The sequence below is a fragment of the Amycolatopsis sp. NPDC049253 genome (genome assembly GCF_040678995.1).
Lineage (GTDB): Bacteria > Actinomycetota > Actinomycetes > Mycobacteriales > Pseudonocardiaceae > Amycolatopsis.
The window spans coordinates 148,387-164,136 of the sequence record NZ_JBFAQX010000018.1 but is presented as its reverse complement, the minus strand read 5'-3'; the positions used below and the strand labels follow the sequence as shown (position 1 = coordinate 164,136).

The 15,750-nt window shown below is 68.3% G+C and carries 17 protein-coding genes and 1 pseudogene; 11 read left to right on the top strand and 7 right to left on the bottom strand.

Annotated features, from left to right (window positions below):
• Nucleotides 1-24 precede the first annotated feature (24 nt).
• The 4 genes from AB0K15_RS32685 (at nt 25) to AB0K15_RS32670 (ending at nt 5,870) form a co-directional block, all read left to right on the top strand.
• Nucleotides 25-774 (top strand): IS5 family transposase, encoded by a 750-nt coding sequence (locus tag AB0K15_RS32685; protein ID WP_364059175.1) that lies wholly within the window; start codon nt 25-27, stop codon nt 772-774.
• A gap of 712 nt (nt 775-1,486) precedes the next feature.
• Nucleotides 1,487-2,371: a universal stress protein gene (locus tag AB0K15_RS32680; RefSeq protein WP_364059150.1), complete on the top strand. Its 885-nt coding sequence runs from the start codon at nt 1,487-1,489 to the stop codon at nt 2,369-2,371.
• A gap of 319 nt (nt 2,372-2,690) precedes the next feature.
• Nucleotides 2,691-5,291, top strand: a complete 2,601-nt coding sequence (locus tag AB0K15_RS32675) for a heavy metal translocating P-type ATPase (RefSeq protein ID WP_364059147.1) — start codon at nt 2,691-2,693, stop codon at nt 5,289-5,291.
• Nucleotides 5,292-5,651: 360 nt separating this feature from the next.
• Nucleotides 5,652-5,870 (top strand): hypothetical protein, encoded by a 219-nt coding sequence (locus tag AB0K15_RS32670; protein ID WP_364059144.1) that lies wholly within the window; start codon nt 5,652-5,654, stop codon nt 5,868-5,870.
• Here AB0K15_RS32670 and AB0K15_RS32665 read toward each other — a convergent pair.
• Complete coding sequence (locus AB0K15_RS32665) at nt 5,860-5,985, bottom strand: hypothetical protein (protein ID WP_364059141.1); 126 nt, start codon at nt 5,983-5,985, stop codon at nt 5,860-5,862. The genes AB0K15_RS32670 and AB0K15_RS32665 overlap by 11 nt on opposite strands.
• 39 nt (nt 5,986-6,024) lie before the next feature.
• On the opposite strand from AB0K15_RS32665, the gene AB0K15_RS32660 reads away from it, so the two are divergent.
• On the top strand, nt 6,025-7,200 hold the full coding sequence (locus tag AB0K15_RS32660) for a serine hydrolase domain-containing protein (RefSeq protein WP_364059139.1): 1,176 nt from the start codon (nt 6,025-6,027) through the stop codon (nt 7,198-7,200).
• A gap of 449 nt (nt 7,201-7,649) precedes the next feature.
• A pseudogene (locus tag AB0K15_RS32655) lies at nt 7,650-8,429 on the top strand (transposase family protein).
• Nucleotides 8,430-8,521: 92 nt separating this feature from the next.
• Here the strand turns inward: AB0K15_RS32655 and AB0K15_RS32650 are convergent.
• From AB0K15_RS32650 to AB0K15_RS32640, 3 genes are all read right to left on the bottom strand, one after another.
• On the bottom strand, nt 8,522-9,184 hold the full coding sequence (locus AB0K15_RS32650; RefSeq protein WP_364059136.1) for a nucleotidyltransferase family protein: 663 nt from the start codon (nt 9,182-9,184) through the stop codon (nt 8,522-8,524).
• Between the two features lie 193 nt (nt 9,185-9,377).
• On the bottom strand, nt 9,378-10,010 hold the full coding sequence (locus AB0K15_RS32645; protein ID WP_364059133.1) for an acetate uptake transporter: 633 nt from the start codon (nt 10,008-10,010) through the stop codon (nt 9,378-9,380).
• A gap of 140 nt (nt 10,011-10,150) precedes the next feature.
• On the bottom strand, nt 10,151-11,167 hold the full coding sequence (locus tag AB0K15_RS32640) for an alpha/beta fold hydrolase (protein ID WP_364059130.1): 1,017 nt from the start codon (nt 11,165-11,167) through the stop codon (nt 10,151-10,153).
• Nucleotides 11,168-11,366: 199 nt separating this feature from the next.
• On the opposite strand from AB0K15_RS32640, the gene AB0K15_RS32635 reads away from it, so the two are divergent.
• Nucleotides 11,367-11,651: a hypothetical protein gene (locus AB0K15_RS32635; protein WP_364059127.1), complete on the top strand. Its 285-nt coding sequence runs from the start codon at nt 11,367-11,369 to the stop codon at nt 11,649-11,651.
• Between the two features lie 20 nt (nt 11,652-11,671).
• Here the strand turns inward: AB0K15_RS32635 and AB0K15_RS32630 are convergent, their stop codons facing one another.
• The gene (locus AB0K15_RS32630) at nt 11,672-11,995 is read right to left on the bottom strand and encodes a hypothetical protein (RefSeq protein ID WP_364059124.1); all 324 of its coding nucleotides are present in this window, start codon (nt 11,993-11,995) and stop codon (nt 11,672-11,674) included.
• Nucleotides 11,996-12,069: 74 nt separating this feature from the next.
• Here AB0K15_RS32630 and AB0K15_RS32625 point away from each other — a divergent pair, with 74 nt between their 5' ends.
• The 4 genes from AB0K15_RS32625 (at nt 12,070) to AB0K15_RS32610 (ending at nt 13,682) form a co-directional block, all read left to right on the top strand.
• Nucleotides 12,070-12,486: a hypothetical protein gene (locus AB0K15_RS32625; RefSeq protein ID WP_364059121.1), complete on the top strand. Its 417-nt coding sequence runs from the start codon at nt 12,070-12,072 to the stop codon at nt 12,484-12,486.
• A 72-nt stretch (nt 12,487-12,558) separates the two neighbouring features.
• Complete coding sequence (locus AB0K15_RS32620; RefSeq protein WP_364059118.1) at nt 12,559-12,963, top strand: MerR family transcriptional regulator; 405 nt, start codon at nt 12,559-12,561, stop codon at nt 12,961-12,963.
• A gap of 14 nt (nt 12,964-12,977) precedes the next feature.
• The gene (locus AB0K15_RS32615; protein ID WP_364059115.1) at nt 12,978-13,289 is read left to right on the top strand and encodes a hypothetical protein; all 312 of its coding nucleotides are present in this window, start codon (nt 12,978-12,980) and stop codon (nt 13,287-13,289) included.
• 60 nt (nt 13,290-13,349) lie between these two features.
• The gene (locus AB0K15_RS32610) at nt 13,350-13,682 is read left to right on the top strand and encodes a YnfA family protein (protein WP_364059112.1); all 333 of its coding nucleotides are present in this window, start codon (nt 13,350-13,352) and stop codon (nt 13,680-13,682) included.
• A 104-nt stretch (nt 13,683-13,786) separates the two neighbouring features.
• On the opposite strand, the gene AB0K15_RS32605 is transcribed toward AB0K15_RS32610, so the two are convergent.
• Nucleotides 13,787-15,001, bottom strand: coding sequence for a cysteine desulfurase family protein (locus AB0K15_RS32605; protein ID WP_364059109.1), 1,215 nt, complete (start codon nt 14,999-15,001; stop codon nt 13,787-13,789).
• Nucleotides 14,998-15,702 carry a metalloregulator ArsR/SmtB family transcription factor gene (locus AB0K15_RS32600; protein ID WP_364059106.1) on the bottom strand — a complete coding sequence of 235 codons (705 nt, stop codon included), beginning with the start codon at nt 15,700-15,702 and terminating at the stop codon, nt 14,998-15,000. Before AB0K15_RS32600 ends, AB0K15_RS32605 begins: the two co-directional genes overlap by 4 nt.
• Nucleotides 15,703-15,750: the final 48 nt, after the last annotated feature.

The following is a 15,750-nucleotide window of genomic DNA, read 5'->3' as shown; positions in this document are numbered from 1 at the left end:
ACAGCCTCGGCCTTGAACTGAGCGCTGAATCTCCGACGCTGCTCGGGCATACACCCATCCTCTCAGACAGGAGGCCCTGTCCAAGATCCTTGGTATCACCCGCCCCAGGGGGCTGGGTCGAACTACACGCATCTGCTGACCGAGCCGCCTGACCACGCGGTCGGCCGCTCCCGCGGCGGCTGGAGCACCAAAGTGCACCCTCTCGTCGACCGCAACGGCCGTCCGCTGGTGACGTTGGTCGGGCCCGGCCAGGCCGGGGACGCGCCGAAGTTTCCGCATCTGATGCGGCATCTGCACGTCGCTCGCCGCGGACGCGGTCGAGCTCGCACCCGGCCCGACCGCGTTCGCGGCGACAAGGCCTATTCCTCGCGCGCGATCCGTGGACATCTGCGTGACCGCGGCATCACCGCGGTGATCCCAGAACCGGCTGATCAGGCCGGGCACCGCAAACACCGCGGTTGCCGCGGCGGGCGTCCACCCGCCTTCGACGCGGTTGACTACCGTGACCGCAACGTCGTCGAACGACGGTTCAACCTGCTCAAACAGTGGCGTCGCCTGTCAACTCGCTACGACAAGCTCGCCATCGTCTACCGATCCGCGGTCGTCCTGCACGCCGTGATCACCTGGACCAAAGTATTGTCAGACATGACCTACTCGCTCTCCCCGTCGTGGACCGCTTGGCCGTTTTGTTACTCGGTTTCTGTGGGGCCGGATCACGGCGGGGATTTTACGTCGGTCAGGTCCGTTGTTCGGTCGCCGTCGCACGACGACTAGTGTCGAACGGCTGCTCCCGGGATGGGTGCTCATTTCGGTGGTGTAAATCTGCCGTGCGGAGGCAGGGGACGCCACGAACCTGCTGGGCTGCCGGGACCGATGTACTCGGGAGGCTGGGGAACCTCGACAAAGGGTTGTCGGGCACGGCTCCCCGCGTCGTTGTCGGCGTGGATGGCGCAGCCGGCGCGGCAGTAGCGTTTGCCGGACAGTCGCGGCCGCGCGGCGCGGAGATGGATGCGCGCACTTTCTTGGGTAGGTCGGAGTCATCAGTTGCGATTGGCCCGGTCGTGGCCCAGGCCGGCGGGCGGGCTGAGGATGTCGTGCGCAGGGAGGTGACGCTATGACCTCGCCAGCGTCGCCGGCGGTGTATCTGCCGACCGCACACCAGCCGAACGCCTTGCTCGCCGCGAAGGGTGCTGGATTGCTGATACGGGTCGTGCGTCAGGTCCATCACCCCGCTGACCTGCGTGCCGCTCGCCGCGGGTGTACCGCCGCCGGGTTGGGTGAGTACGTCGGCCAACGCCGATCGGCGCAGCAAGGACCCGGAGCCGAAATACCCGCCGCGTGTGGGCTTCAGTCCCTACTCAGAGCCGACGCCGGGCAGACATGCTCGGGGGAAGTCTGGCGACGGGCACAGAGGTCCGCGATGGCACGTTCGTCTCCCACAGTGGAGTTCTTGACGACCGGGAGGATGTTAAGGAAGGCGCTGGTCGTGAACGAAATCAGTCGGTCGGTTGTGGTCGGTGTGGATGGATCGCCCTCGGCCCGACACGCGGTGCGCTGGGCCGCACGTGAGGCCGCATGCCGTCGTCTGGTGCTGGTGATCGTGCACGTGTGCGCACTGGTGCCTGTCGCCGTGCCGCACGCGGTGGCACTGCGCCGATACCAGGATGCGCTGGTGGAGCAGGGGCACCAGTGGCTTGCGGAAGCCGCTGGAGCAGCCCGGGAGTCAGCACCCGACGCGGCCGTGCGCACCGACCTGACCGGCGGCTCGGCGGCCGATCAGCTGATCGGGCTGTCGGCCTCGGCAGAGCTGATGGTGCTCGGCTCACGAGGGCTGGGCGGGTTCACCGGTCTGGTGGTCGGGTCGACCGCCGTGGCGGTCGCCACCCACGGGCACTGCCCGGTTGTGGTCGCACGAGGAGCTGATGCTCAGACCGAACCACGCCAGGACGGTCCGGTGGTGGTGGGCGTCGACGGAGCACCGAGCAGTCAGACGGCGATTCCCTTTGCCTTCCAGGCCGCGTCTACCCGGAACGCGCCCCTGGTGGCCGTGCATGCCGTGAACGACGTGCCCATCGCGGCCGTCCGGAAATCCGCGGCGGATCGGCAGACGATTGAGCACCACGACTCAAGGCTGCTGAGCCAGTGCCTGGCCGAGTACCAGGAGAAGTATCCCGACGTGCCGGTCGAGCAGGTCGTGGCGTGTGACCGTCCAGCTCGCATCCTGCTTGATCACGCCAAGAGCGCACAGTTGGTCGTGGTCGGGTCCCGCGGCCGTGGTGGGTTCCGAGGTCTGCTGCTGGGATCGACTGGCCAGGCCTTGATCTACCACGCAGCCTGCCCAGTGGCCGTCGTGCCATCACCGCGACCATGACGTCCCCAACACAACGGGCCCGACAACCGCTGTGGGTTACGAGGAACGGCAGCATGGTGTGTCGGACTGTGTCGACTGCTGACCCCCCGGTGGCGACATCGGCTGCCGGTCGCGGCCGGCCAGAGGCGGAGGTTTCCGGCCTCGGCTGCTGCGCGCAGCCGAGGCATTCTCTCGTGCGTGTGGTCCTCACCGGTGGCACCGCACCGGGGGTTCCCGAAGCCCCGCTCGCCTCGAAGCGACGGCGGCAGCAGGGTGAACTTGTGCTCGAGCCGGCCGGGCAGCCGGCAGCTGCGCCGCGAAGTGCGCGGCACACTCGACCGTGAGCCGGCCGCGCACCATCGCGTTGCCCATGCTCAATCCGACGATCGCCGGGACCGCCGTGGATGGCGTTCTCGCCGGTGCTCGTGGTCAGCCATGGCCTGTGGCTACGACGTTTTCACAGCACCCTGAACACCGCGCAGACCGTCTCGCCGGGCCGGCGATGACGGTGGGAGGTCATCCGATGCATCACCACAGCGGGCAACCCGTTCAGCACGATCGAGAGAGGGTTGTGCTGGACGTCAGCGGATTGCTGCGCGCATCCGAGCAGAACGTGGTCGACGCGCGATTGCGCCGGCAATCCGGGGTGCTCGACGTCGAGGCCAATCCGGTCGCGCAGACCGCGACTGTGACCTTCGACCCTGCGCGCGCCTCCGTCGCCGCGCTGCGCCGATGGGTGATCGACTGCGGCTACCACTGCGCCGGGCAATCCGTTCCGCACCACATCTGCGATCCCCTCGGTGAGCCCGCCGGCGTACCGGAACGACCGGCCGCGCACGTAGGGCACGCCGCGGCGGAGGCGATGCGCTCCCCGCATGGGGCGATGGGTCACGGCGGGCATGCGAGGATGTCGATGGCGGCGATGGCTGCCGACATGCGCAACCGCTTCCTGGTCGCGCTGGTGTTCTCCATCCCGATCGTGCTGTGGTCGCCGATCGGCACCGAGGTCTTCGGGCTGCACCTGCCGGTGCCCTTCGGCTGGCGCTCGGACGTGTGGTCGCTGCTGCTGAGCTTGCCGGTGCTGTTCTACTCGTGCTGGATCTTCTTCGACGGCGCCGTGCGCGCACTTCGCGCCCGCACCCTGGACATGATGGTGCTCGTCGCGGTGGCGATCGGCGCGGGCTGGCTGTACTCGCTGGTCGTGACGTTCACCGGCGGCGGCGAGGTGTTCTACGAGGCGGCCACGGTGCTGGCGGCGTTCGTGCTGCTCGGGCACTGGTTCGAGATGCGCGCCCGCGGCGGTGCCAATGACGCCATCCGCACTCTGCTCGACCTCGCCCCGCCCAAGGCCACCGTGCTGCGGAACGGTGAGGAGGTCGAGGTGGCCAGCGCCGACGTCGTGGTCGGTGACCTCCTGCTGGTTCGGCCGGGCGCCAAGATCGCCGTCGACGGCGTCGTCGAGGAGGGTGAGAGTGCCGTCGACGAGGCGATGGTCACCGGCGAAAGCCTGCCGGTGCACAAGGCGCCCGGCACGCCCGTGATCGGCGCGACCATCAACACCACCGGCACCTTGCGGGTGCGGGCGACCAAGGTCGGCGCCGACACGGCGCTCGCGCAGATCGTCCAGCTCGTGCAAGAGGCCCAGAACTCCAAAGCGCCCGGTCAGCGTCTTGCCGACCGGGCGGCGTTCTGGCTGGTGTTCGTGGCTCTCCTCGGCGGTGCCGCGACGCTCGCCGTGTGGCTGCTGACCGGCAGCGCGTTCTCGGTGGCGATCCTGTTCGCCATCACCGTCGTCGTGATCACGTGCCCTGATGCCCTCGGCCTGGCCACCCCCACCGCGATCATGGTCGGCACCAGCTTGGGCGCGAAACGAGGCGTGCTGTTCAAGAACGCCATGGCCTTGGAGACCACCGCCCGCATCCAGATCGTTGTCATGGACAAGACCGGCACCCTGACCAAGGGCGAACCTGAGGTCACCGACGTGATTACCGGCAACGGCGATATCGGGATCGGCGCGGACGAGCTGCTTCGCCTCGTGGCCGCGGTAGAACGGGAGTCGGAGCATCCCCTGGCCGAGGCGATCGTCCGCCACGCCGAGGTCAACGGCATCGCGCGGCGGCGAGCCGCTCGATTCGAGAACGTACCCGGGCACGGAGCGATCGCCGAAGTCGACCGGCGCCGGGTGGTGCTCGGCAACCGGCGACTGCTCGAGCGTGAAGGCGTCGATTCCACAACGCTGGCCGCCCGCGTCGATGAGCTCGCCGGAAGTGGGCACACCACGGTCCTCGCCGCGGTCGATGGAATGGCCGCCGGGGTCATAGGCATCGCCGACGCACCCCGCGAGACCTCTGCCGCGGCGGTCGCGGCGCTGCACGAGCTCGGCATCGAGGTCGTGATGCTCACCGGCGACAACCAGGCCACGGCCGATCGCATCGCCCGGCAGCTGGGCATCGACACCGTCATCGCCGAGGTCCTGCCCGGCGACAAGGCCGCAAAGGTCGCCGAGCTCCAATCGGACGGCCGCAAGGTCGCCATGGTCGGCGACGGCGTCAACGACGCGCCCGCCCTCGCACAAGCCGACGTCGGTATCGCGATCGGCGCCGGGACCGACGTCGCCATCGACACCGCCGATGTGGTGCTGATGCGATCGGACCCGCTCGACGTGCCCACCGCCCTGCGCATCGGGAGCGGCACCCTGCGCAAGATGCGGCAGAACCTCGGCTGGGCCATCGGCTACAACACGATCGCCCTCCCCATCGCCGCCGGAGTTTTCGATCCCGCCTTCGGCCTCGTACTGCGCCCCGAGATCGCCGCGCTGGCCATGTCCGGCTCCAGTCTCATCGTCGCGGTCAACGCGCTTGCACTGAAAACGCTGCGACTCCCCGCACGATCGACCAGGGACCCGGACCGATCAGTTCGGAACGGCGTCACAGCGTCATAACATGAGGCGCTTCAGCGTGATGAGGACCTTATGCCCTGCGGGCCGAGACGTTGGCCCATCGCGCCCGGACAACGGTCCGCGCACACTGGCGTTGTCCTGAGAAATGGGGCTCGCAACAAGCACCAACATCAACATCAACATTCCAAGCCGCCGCGGGTGGACATCGCAGCGTTTCCCTCGTCGGCGGCCTTGTGAGTGAACTGGTAAAAGTGGCCCGAGCCAAAGGGGCCAGGCTCAGCTCCGACCGACGTCTCGAGCCCGAGAACTGATGGGATCCGACGATGATGTACTGGGATGGGTACGGAATGAGCGGCTGGGGCGTCGCACTCATGACCATCGGCAACGTGGTGTTCTGGGCTGGTGATCGTCGCGATCGTCGCCTTGATCCGTGTCTTCAGCCGCAGACCCGGCCCCGGTGACCGCGACCGGTCGACCCCGGAACACCTGCTGGCCGAGCGGTTCGCTCGCGGCGAGATCGACGAGCAGACCTACCGGCGTGACCTCGAGACGCTGCGCCGGCTCCACAGTCCACATCCGGCCCCTGATTTCGTCGGCGCCCAGAGAACCGTCAGGGCGTGAGCGCTCGCCGCTGCCTGACGCGGAGGGTGCCGCGAGGTTTGAAGACCGACAACGTCGCCGTCGTGAGCAGCACTACGACCGCCAGCGCGGCATCGACCGCCAGCTGGATACGCATCCCGAGTAGCTAACAACACGTGATGAGGAGAACTCAACGGTGAGCTCGACTTCGACGATCGACACCTCGGCTATGGACCGAGTGCTACGAGACGCGGTCGGCGCTGGGCACGCGCCCAACGTCGTCGCCGTCGCGGGGGATCGTGACGGCATCATCTACGAAGGCGCGGCCGGACCTCGTGCCGCGAAGGCGCCGGAGCCGGTCTCGGCCGACTCGCACTTCCGGATCATGTCCATGACCAAGATGGTGGGCACCGTGGCCGCGCTGCAGCTGCGCGACCGCGGCGCGCTCGACTTCAACGCCCCCATCGACACCTACCGGCCCGAGTTCGCCGATGTCCAGGTGCTGGAGGGTTTCGACGGCGAAAACCCGGTGCTGCGCGCGCCCGCGAGCCGTGCGACTGTCGCGCAGCTGGTGACGCACACGAGCGGCCTGAGCTACTGGTTCTGGAACGACGACATCGTCAAGTGGGAGCGGGCCACCGGCACGCCGAACGTGCTGGCCGGCAAAACCGTGATCTTCCACGCGCCGATGGTGGCCGACCCGGGTACGACATTCGAGTACGGCATCAACACCGACTGGCTCGGCCGGGTCGTCGAGGCCGCGTCCGGCAAGTCGCTGGACGTCTACTTCAAGGAGAATATCACCGGCCCGCTCGGCATGGCGGAGACGACGTTCGCTCCGAGCGCCGAACAGCGGGCCAACCTGGTGCCCGTCCACGTGCAGGGTGAGGACGGCACGTGGGCGGTCACGGAGATCGACCTGCCCACCGAGCCCGAGTACTACACCGCCGGCCACGGGCTCTACTCCACGCCGCGCGACTACCTGAAGTTCCAGCGCATGTTGCTCGGCGGCGGCACGCTCGACGGGGTCGAGGTGCTTCGGAAGTCCACTGTGGACGAGGCGTTCACCAACCAGGTGGGCGAGATCGAGTTCCCGGCGCACATCCCGACCGCGGACCCGGCTACGACGCACGAGCTCGACCTCGGCCCGGGCCTCAAGTGGGGCTGGGGCCTGGTGCTCACCACGGCGCAGCAGCCGGGCATGCGCGCACCCGGCAGCGGTGCGTGGGCGGGGTTGTGCAACACGCACTTCTGGGTCGATCCGGCCAGCGGCGTCACCGGCGCGATCTACTCGCAGTCGCTGCCGTTCGTCCCGCCGGGGCAGCTACAGATGTACGCAGATTTCGAGCGGGCGCTCTACGCCTCACTCTGAACCCGGCGAGAACCGTGAAGGGTGCTCTTCCCGTCGCGGGAGCGCCCTTCACGGCGTTTCACGCCTTCTCGGGTTCAAGACCGGACGCGCCGCTCGGTGAACATCGTGTCGTCCGCCGCTGCCGGGCTCGGCTTCGAGCCGAGGAAACCCAGCAGGATCCAAATTGGCGTCGGATAGTCGAGCGGAACGGCGCGTCGGCCGCACCGCCCGGCCACACCGCCGCACTCAGCCCTTACGATAGACGACTCGCCGCCGAACTCGACGAAACCGCCGACCGGCACCCCACCAAAGCTGGGTTGAAGCGGCACGCCGGGCGGCAGCCAACCGACTCGGACCCCGTGGTGAGAGATAGCGGTCACAAGTGACAGATACAAGTCGCAGTCACGCTAAAGGATGTCTCGTAACCCGGTGTCTGGCTGACTGGGTCGTTGGTTGATCATGTTGGTGTGGTGCAGGTGATCACAGCGTCGCGGCCGGAGTGGATTGCCCCGTTCACGGGGCTGGAGCCGGGCCGGTTCCGCAAGCTGGTGCGGCTGGTTGCCAAACGGGGTGGGGACGAGATCGCGGACGGGCGCCCGGGCCGGCAGTGGGCGTTGCCGCTGGCAGACCGGGTGCTGCTGGTCGCAACGTATTGGCGGACGAACCTGACGATGCGCCAGATCGGGCCGCTGTTCGGGGTGTCGCATTCCGCCGCGCACAGGGGGAAGCGACGCGATCGGCCCGTTGCTGGCGTTGGCGCCGGTACGGAAACGGCGGTGGACGCGGTGGCGATCGTCGACGGCACCCTGGTCCCGAGCCGAGATCACCGGCTGGCGACACCGTCGAAGAACTACCGCTACTCCACGAATGTGCAGGTCGCCATCGACGCTGAGACCCGGCTGGTGATCGCCACCGGCGACCCGCAACCGGGCAGCCGCAACGACTGCACCGTCTACCGCGACCCCGGCATCGCCGAGGCACTCGCCGACCGGCCGGTCATGGCTGATGGCGGCTATCAAGGCAATCCCGAGGTCGTCATGCCGTATCGCAAACCGCGAGACGGCAGTGAGTTGCCGGAACGGAAGCAGGACCTCAACGCCATCCACCGCAAGGTCCGCGCTCGCGTCGAGCATGTTCTGTCCCGGATGAAGAACTTCAAAATCCTCCGCGACCACCGCCGCGCAGCCAGCACCCTCGCCGACACGGTCTCCGGCATCGCGCACCTGCACAACATCCTCCTCAACGCCTGACCGCAACACCAGCCCCGCCAATCACAACACGAGTTACGAGACATCCCTTAGCGCTCAAGGGGCGCGCATAAGGGGATGACGGCCGCAGATTCCTAACGCGACCTTCCGCAACTCGAAATTTCTCTGCACTTGTCAGCTGACTGCAACGGTGAGGCTGCCGCTGTCGGCCAGGGCAGGACGGTCAGCTCGGGCCACTGGCGGAGCCAGCGACTGGCTTTGGCCTCGTAGACGGCACGCGGTGCCAGCACGGGATTCGGGCGGATGACGAGGTTGAACACGTCGGACAGCCCGTGCGGGGCGTAGACGCGCCAGCGCCCGCCTGATTCGAGGCGGACCCCCAGACAGCACGTGGTCGCGGCGAAGGAGTCGATCGCTTCCTCGGTGGACAAGTGGGCAGGACATGGCGTCCCGAACTTCTCCTCGTACCAGAGATGGACACGCGCCTCGTTGCGGATCTCCACCTCGATCGGGATGTCGGCGAAGACATGCTTCGCTGACTGGATCACCGCATCCTCCGCCTCCCAGGACAGATCGGTGGCGTCGAAGTAGAACAGGTCGTAGTCCTTGATGCCGTCACCTGGGGCCTGGCTGGTGACCGCGTTCCAGACGGTCTGGAACAGACAGCCCGCCGTCAGATACCAGCCGGGTAATCCCAGCGACGCCGACCGGGACAGCGCCTCCGTCAGCACCTCGTTGCGCGAGAGCACCTCTTGAAAGGCGTCGAGTTGTTCGTTGAGAGGCAGTTGGCTGATCACTGTTTATGCCTACCACCTGCATTGCTGGACACGGGCGAGCGTCAACGAGCGGACGGCATGCCGAGCTCGACCGGCGCGACGCGTGCCCGGCGCTTGGTCTCCTCCCGCTTCGGGCTGATGTCCTGGCCGCCGCGGAAATCTCGGCGGCCAGGACCGGCCCACCGGAGGGTTCCAATTGTCGCTCGCGGTCCACTCAGGCCGAGTGCGCCGCCCGCCTGCCCGGCCAGATCGGCAACAGGCCCCGCCCGCTGATGTCGTTGAGAACGATGGCTGAGCACAGGTAGAACGCGACGAAGGAGTCCAGGAGGCCGACCCAGCCGCCGGCCTTGGTGAGCGCGATCGCGGTGGCTCCCGATCCGACGAGGTTGGCGAGGCCCAGCAGTAGGTAGACCACGACCAGCAACACGAACGCGGCGAACGCGGGTGCGTTGACCACCCGTGCCCCCACGGCGAGCATCGCGGTGAACAACGCCCACACGATCAGATAAGCGCCGAACATGCGGGCGAAGTTCGCCGCTCCCGCCGTGTCGGTGATCATCGGTGCGTAGAACTGCACGATCAGCGCCGTGGTGAACAGGAAGCAGGCATACGCCGAACAGAACGTCGCGCCGAACAGGTTGTTGCCGCGGAACTCCCAGATCCCGCCGACGAGCATGGCAAGCGCGCCAGTGCCCATCGCGACGGGAACGAACATCGTGGCCGTCCGCTGGTCCACGACACCTGTGTTGGCCAACGACAGAATCGTCAGCGAGAATCCGAACCCCGCCAGCGCGAGAGGCACCCCGCTGGCTGTGGGGGCGAAGGCGGTCGTGGCGGGCTCACCCATCCGCGGCGGCGGCACTTCCGGGGCGGTTCCCGGAGGAGTGGTTCGTTGTGCATATTCTGCGCTGGTCATGATGCTACCTCCAGACTGCGCAGGACTGCTCTCGACACGGACCGGGTGGAACCGCGCCGAGGCCAGGTCGATCAGACTTCCGTGGCGAGCAGTTCCGTGAGACCGTTGTCGATGAACCGGGTGTCTTCCTGGTTGAGGCCGCCACCGGCGAAATGTCCCCACGCTCCCGGGATGACGCGCAGCTCCGCTCGGTGCATGTGCTTGACTTCCCACTCGTTGTCCTCGGGTGGGAAGTACAGGTCCTGCTGCGCCGGCATCACGATCGCGGGCGACCGGATCGCGCCGAGTGCGTCCTCGAGGCTGCGCTTTCCCGGCGTGTTGCCGATGTCGGCGTGCTGCCAGGTCCACAGCATAGCCAGGAGGTTGTTCGCGTCGCGCTTGAGGAACAGGCCCTCCCAGAAGGCCACGAGGAAGTCTTCCAGGGACGCGTAGCCCAGTGGCTCGCGCTCGTAGATCTTCTCCCGGTAGAACTGCTGGCAGAAGCCCCACCCGGCGTAGACCCGCGCCAGGGCGCGAAGCCCGATGTCGGGTTGCTTGTCGTACCGGCCGCCGTTGTAGGCCGCGTCCGCGGTCAGCGCCGTCCTGACCCCTTCCAGGAACACGAAGTTGTGCAGGCTGGTCTTCGCCGATCCGCAGAATGGCAGGATCCGCTTGACCATGTCGGGGAAGCTGACCGCCCACTGGTAGGTCTGCCCGGCGCCCATCGACCAGCCGGTGACCAACTCCAGTGTTGCGATTCCGAAGCGCTCGGTCACCAGCCGGTGCTGGAACTGAACGTTGTCATACATTGTCACCCGCGGAAACGACGCGCGGTCATGCGGCGCGGGCGTGTTGCTCGGCGACGAGGACAGCCCGTTGCCCAGCATATTCGGAATGATGATGAAGTATCTCGCCGGATCGAGCGCCATCCCCTCGCCGATCAGCCATTCATTGTCGTAGTGCTGCCCGGAATACCACGTTGGGTACACGATCGCATTGCTCTTGTCACCGTTGAGCTCGCCGTACGTCTTGTACGCGAGCTTGGCATCGCTGAGTGTGGCGCCTTCTTGTAACCGGACGGTACCAAGGTCGAATATTTCGTAATCCACGAGAGCCTCCCTGCCGGTTTCTCCGGCTGCGCCCTCCTCGTGGTTCTACAGTACGCCGCCACCGGGTAGGCGATGCGTGCCGGCCGAACTGTATCGCGCCAGTTCCCGCCCCGGCCGACCAGCGCTGATACCGGTGGGGCGGCAGTTCGCTACGTCCAGCGGACGGCTGAGATCCTGATCGTCGACGACGCCACCCGCGATGTCCGCTTTCGCCCGCGACCCGTACATCGCCGACCTCGGCGCCTGTTCGTTGCTGGCCATTCCCATCCTCGGCCGCGGCGCGCTGCGGACGGTGCTGTTGCCGGAGAACGGCCTCATGCGCGCCGCGTTCGCCACGGAACGGCTCGACGCCGTCAGGCTCATCGCCGCGCAGCTCGCCGTCTCCCTCGACAACGTCCCAGCTCCACTTCGACCTCACCGCCTCGCTCGCGTATCGCACCGCCGCCGACCGGGCCCGTCGGCGGATCGAGCGGTACCTGCATGATGGGGCCCAGCAACATTCAGTCACCCTTGCCATGCGCGCGGATCACCCGAGCGGTCGTACCAACCGAGTCCGGCGCTCTGAGGGAACAGCTGGAGGCTCTCGCGGCCGAAGCCGTCACTGCACTGGACGAGCTGCGCGACTTCGCCCGCGGCATCCACCCGGCGATCCTCGCCGAGGGCGGCCTGCGCCCGGCGCTCAAGGGACTCGCCCGCCGCTCCGCGGTCCCGGTCGAGCTGGCCGTGCAGGTCGACCGGCGCCTGCCCGAGCCTGTCGAGGCCGCCTACTACGGCGTCTCCGAGTCGCTGACCAACGTGGCCAAGCACGCGCGCATCGACCGTCCACATCGAGGTCGAGATCGTCGACGCTGGCGGCGGCGTGCTGCGGGTCCGGGTACGCGACCACCGCCCTCTACGGCGAATTGCTCGCGCTGGCGCCCTCGCCGGTCGTGGCGCTCAACCACGCGGTCGCCGTGGCCGAGGCCACCAGCGCGGCCTCGCGACACGCGCGCGCGATCATGCTGCAGATCGGACTGTCCGCGGCGATCGTGCTCACGCTGGTGCCGCTCGCCGCATTCGGTGTCTTGAGCCTCGCCACGGTCGTGTCCGTGCACGAAGTGGCCGAGGTGTTCGTGGTCGGCAACGGCGTCCGAGCCGGGCGGCTGCGGCCGCTGCGGGGCGTCACGGCACCGGAACCGGTGTCGGTGCAGCAGATTCCGGCCGGGGAGAAGTCCGAAGAGGACGGATGCTCGTGCTGTGCTCCGCAGCAGATCTTCCCCGCGCGTCAGCCCGAGATGCTCACCCTCAGCAAGACTCGGCGCGACTTGCCGCCCAGCTGAACCCCGCCCCTTCGATGGCTTTGCTGTTTTGTGGTTGACCTTCGAGTCGGCTGGAAGGTTTACGGTCGTGAGGTGACGACGTTGCGGATCTCCCAGCGGGCAGAGCGAGTCGGCGTGAAGCCGACGACGTTGCGGTTCTACGAACAGGCTGGGCTGCTTCCCGCACGCCGGTCGGAGTCGGGGTATCGGCTTTACGACGAGGAGTCGGTGGAGCGCCTGGAGTTCATCGCCACCGGCAAGCACCTCGGGCTGCCGCTGGAGGAGATCCGCGACCTGCTGGGCGTGTGGGAGGACGGGTTGTGCACTGACGTGCGCGCACGGCCGCGGCCGATGCTGCTTGCTCGCCTCGGCGATGCCCAGCAGCGCGCCGCCGAGCTGGAGGCGTTCACCGATCGCCTGCGCGAGGCACTGAACGAGATCGACGGTCCGCCGCGCCCGGGCCGGGCTGCGGATTCCTGCACCAGAAGCCGCCGGTAGCGGAGCCGGCGCCGGTGCCCGTTGAGTTCAACGTGCGTCGGCCGGCCGCGCCGATCGCATGCCTGCTGACGGGCGGAGAACAAGCCGAGCGCATCGGGCAGTGGCGCGAGCTGCTCACCAGTGCAGAGCGTGAGCCGACCGATGAGGGGCTGCTGTTCCGGCTCCCGGCCGAGCTGGCCGGGCGCGTCGCCGAACTCGCAGCCGCCGAGCAGCAATGCTGCGCCTTCTTCGGATTCGCCCTGCGCCTCCGCCGCGGGGTGCTCGAGTTCGAAGTGCACGCGCCCGCCGAAGCAGCGCCGCTGCTGGCGGACGTCTTCGGTGACTAACCCACGCTTTCGGCTTGCGCACACGGCGCGCGCCCGGCCCGTGCTTCGAGAGGGTTGTTCGTGCTCGTGCTGCGTTCGATCGGGCTGTTCGTGCTCGCCGCCATCTTGGAGATCGGCGGTGCCTGGCTCGTGTGGCAAGGCGTCCGCGACCACCGCGGCTGGCTGTGGATCGGGGGCGGGATCATCGCCCTCGGCCTCTACGGGTTCGTCGCAACCCTGCAGCCCGACGCCCACTTCGGCCGCATTCTGGCCGCGTACGGTGGCGTGTTCGTCGCCGGCTCCCTGCTGTGGGGTGTCATCGCCGACGGCTACCGCCCCGACCGCTTCGACGTGATCGGAGCACTCATCTGCCTCGCCGGTGTCGGGGTCATCATGTACGCCCCGCGTGGCTGACCCGCTGGCTTCGACCGCCGCCTGGCCCCGCGCTTCGGACACCACTGGCCCTTCTGAGCCACGCTTTAGCGCCAGCGGATGGTCCAACCGATTCGAGGGCCGGTTCAAGACCGCGCGTGGTCCTGCGGGGTGAGCGCGTGCACTGCGGTCTCGACGTCACTGGGGGTGCTCCAGCGGCCCAGTGTCAGGCGCAGCGTGCCGAGTGCTCGCTCGGCGCCGATGCCCATGGCGGTCAGCACAGGGGAGGGTGAGTGCACCCCGCTGTGGCAGGCGGATCCGGTCGAGGCGGCGATGGCGGGTGCGGCGGCGAGGACGTCGTGTCCGCGGGTGCCGTCGATGCTGATGTTGAGGGTGTTCGGCAGGCGCCGGTCCGCGGCGGTAGGCCCGTTGCGGTGCACGCGGCCCGGCAGCGCGCGGGCCAGCTGCCGGTGCAGCTCGTCCCGCAGCCCGGCGAGGCGTTGGGGCAGGCCGGACGTCAGGTCGTCTGCAGCGAGGCCAGCCGCGGCGCCGAGTGCGACCGCCAGGGCGACGTTCTCCGTGCCGGCGCGCAGGCCATGTTCCTGGCCGCCGCCGTACACGACGGGTTCCAGCCTCACGCCCTCCCGTACGTAGAGGGCTGCCGCGCCGCGGGGCGCGTACATCTTGTGCCCGACGATGGTCAGCAGGTCGACGCCGAGCCGGTCGACGTCGACCGGGATCTTGCCGCAGGCCTGCGCGGCGTCGCAATGCACGAGCGCTCCCCGGCGGTGTGCGATCTCGCTGAGCTCGGGGATGGGCTGGATCGTCCCGGTCTCGTTGTTGGCGGCCATGATCGATACCACGGTCTGCTCCGCAGGCGCGCTGGTGCGCAGCACGGCGTCGAGTGCGGCGGGGTCGACGAATCCGTGCTGATCTACGGGAAGCACGGTGACGCGGGTGCCGTGCAGGCGCTCGAGTGCGCGGCCGGTCTGCAGTACCGCCGGGTGTTCGGTCGCCTGCACGATCAGGTGCGTGTCCCCTCCACATGTGGCGAGCACCGCGCCGCGCAGGGCCAGCAGGTTCGCCTCCGAACCGGACGCGGTGAACACGATCTCGCTCGCCGCCGCTCCGACCAGCGCGGCCACCTGGTGCCGGGCAGCGGCCAGAGCACGGCGGGGTTCCGCGGCGTAGCGGTGGTCGCTGGAGGGGTTGCCGAACGCGGTCGTCCAGTACGGCATCGCAGCCTCGGTGACGCGCGGGTCAACCGGCGTGGTGGCGTTGTAGTCCAGGTAGACCGGCCCACCGGCCAACCCCGGGTGCGGTCCGGTCGTGTCGGCCGCAGGGATTGCGTGTTCGGTCATGCGAGGTCTCCGGTGTCGACGGGCATTTCGGCCAGGCGCCACTCCAGCATGCCGTCGTCCAGCCGGACCGCGCGGCGGCCGCGGTCGGTCAGCAGCCGCACCGCGTCGTAGGCCAGCACGCAGTACTCGCCCCGGCAGTACACGACGATGTCCGCGCCGTCGGGTAGTTCGTTGATCCGGTCCGCCAGCTCCTCTACCGGGATGCTCAGCGCGCCCGGGATGTGACCCGCCCGGTACTCGTGCACCGGCCGGACGTCCAGCAGCACTACTTCCCCCGCTGCCGCGCGCACCTGCAACTGCTCGCGGGTGATTTCCTCGTCGGGCGTGGCACCGAGGTAGGCCTCACGCGCCGGCGCCACCGCCGGCTGATGGGCCTGGGCGACGGTGCGCAGCAACGCGAACAGCTGCGCGACGTCCTCGCCGGCGAGGCGATAGTGCACCCGTACCCCGTCCCGGCGGGTCGCGACGAAGCCTGCCTGCTTGAGGGTCTGCAGATGCGCTGACGCCGTCGTCAGGTTCAGCCCCGCCGCGGAGGCGAGCGCATCCACGGTGCGCTCACCCTGCGCCAGCAGGTCGAGCAGTTCCAGGCGCTTGCCGTTGGCGAGCGCCTTCCCACTGACCGCGAACGCCTCGTACAACCGCCCCTTGGCCGCCGCCTTCACCGAACCACCGTCCGGATCGGTCGCGGTGTTGTCCGCCATCTTCCCATCCTCCATAAATCTATGGATTAATGTATATCAGACAACGGG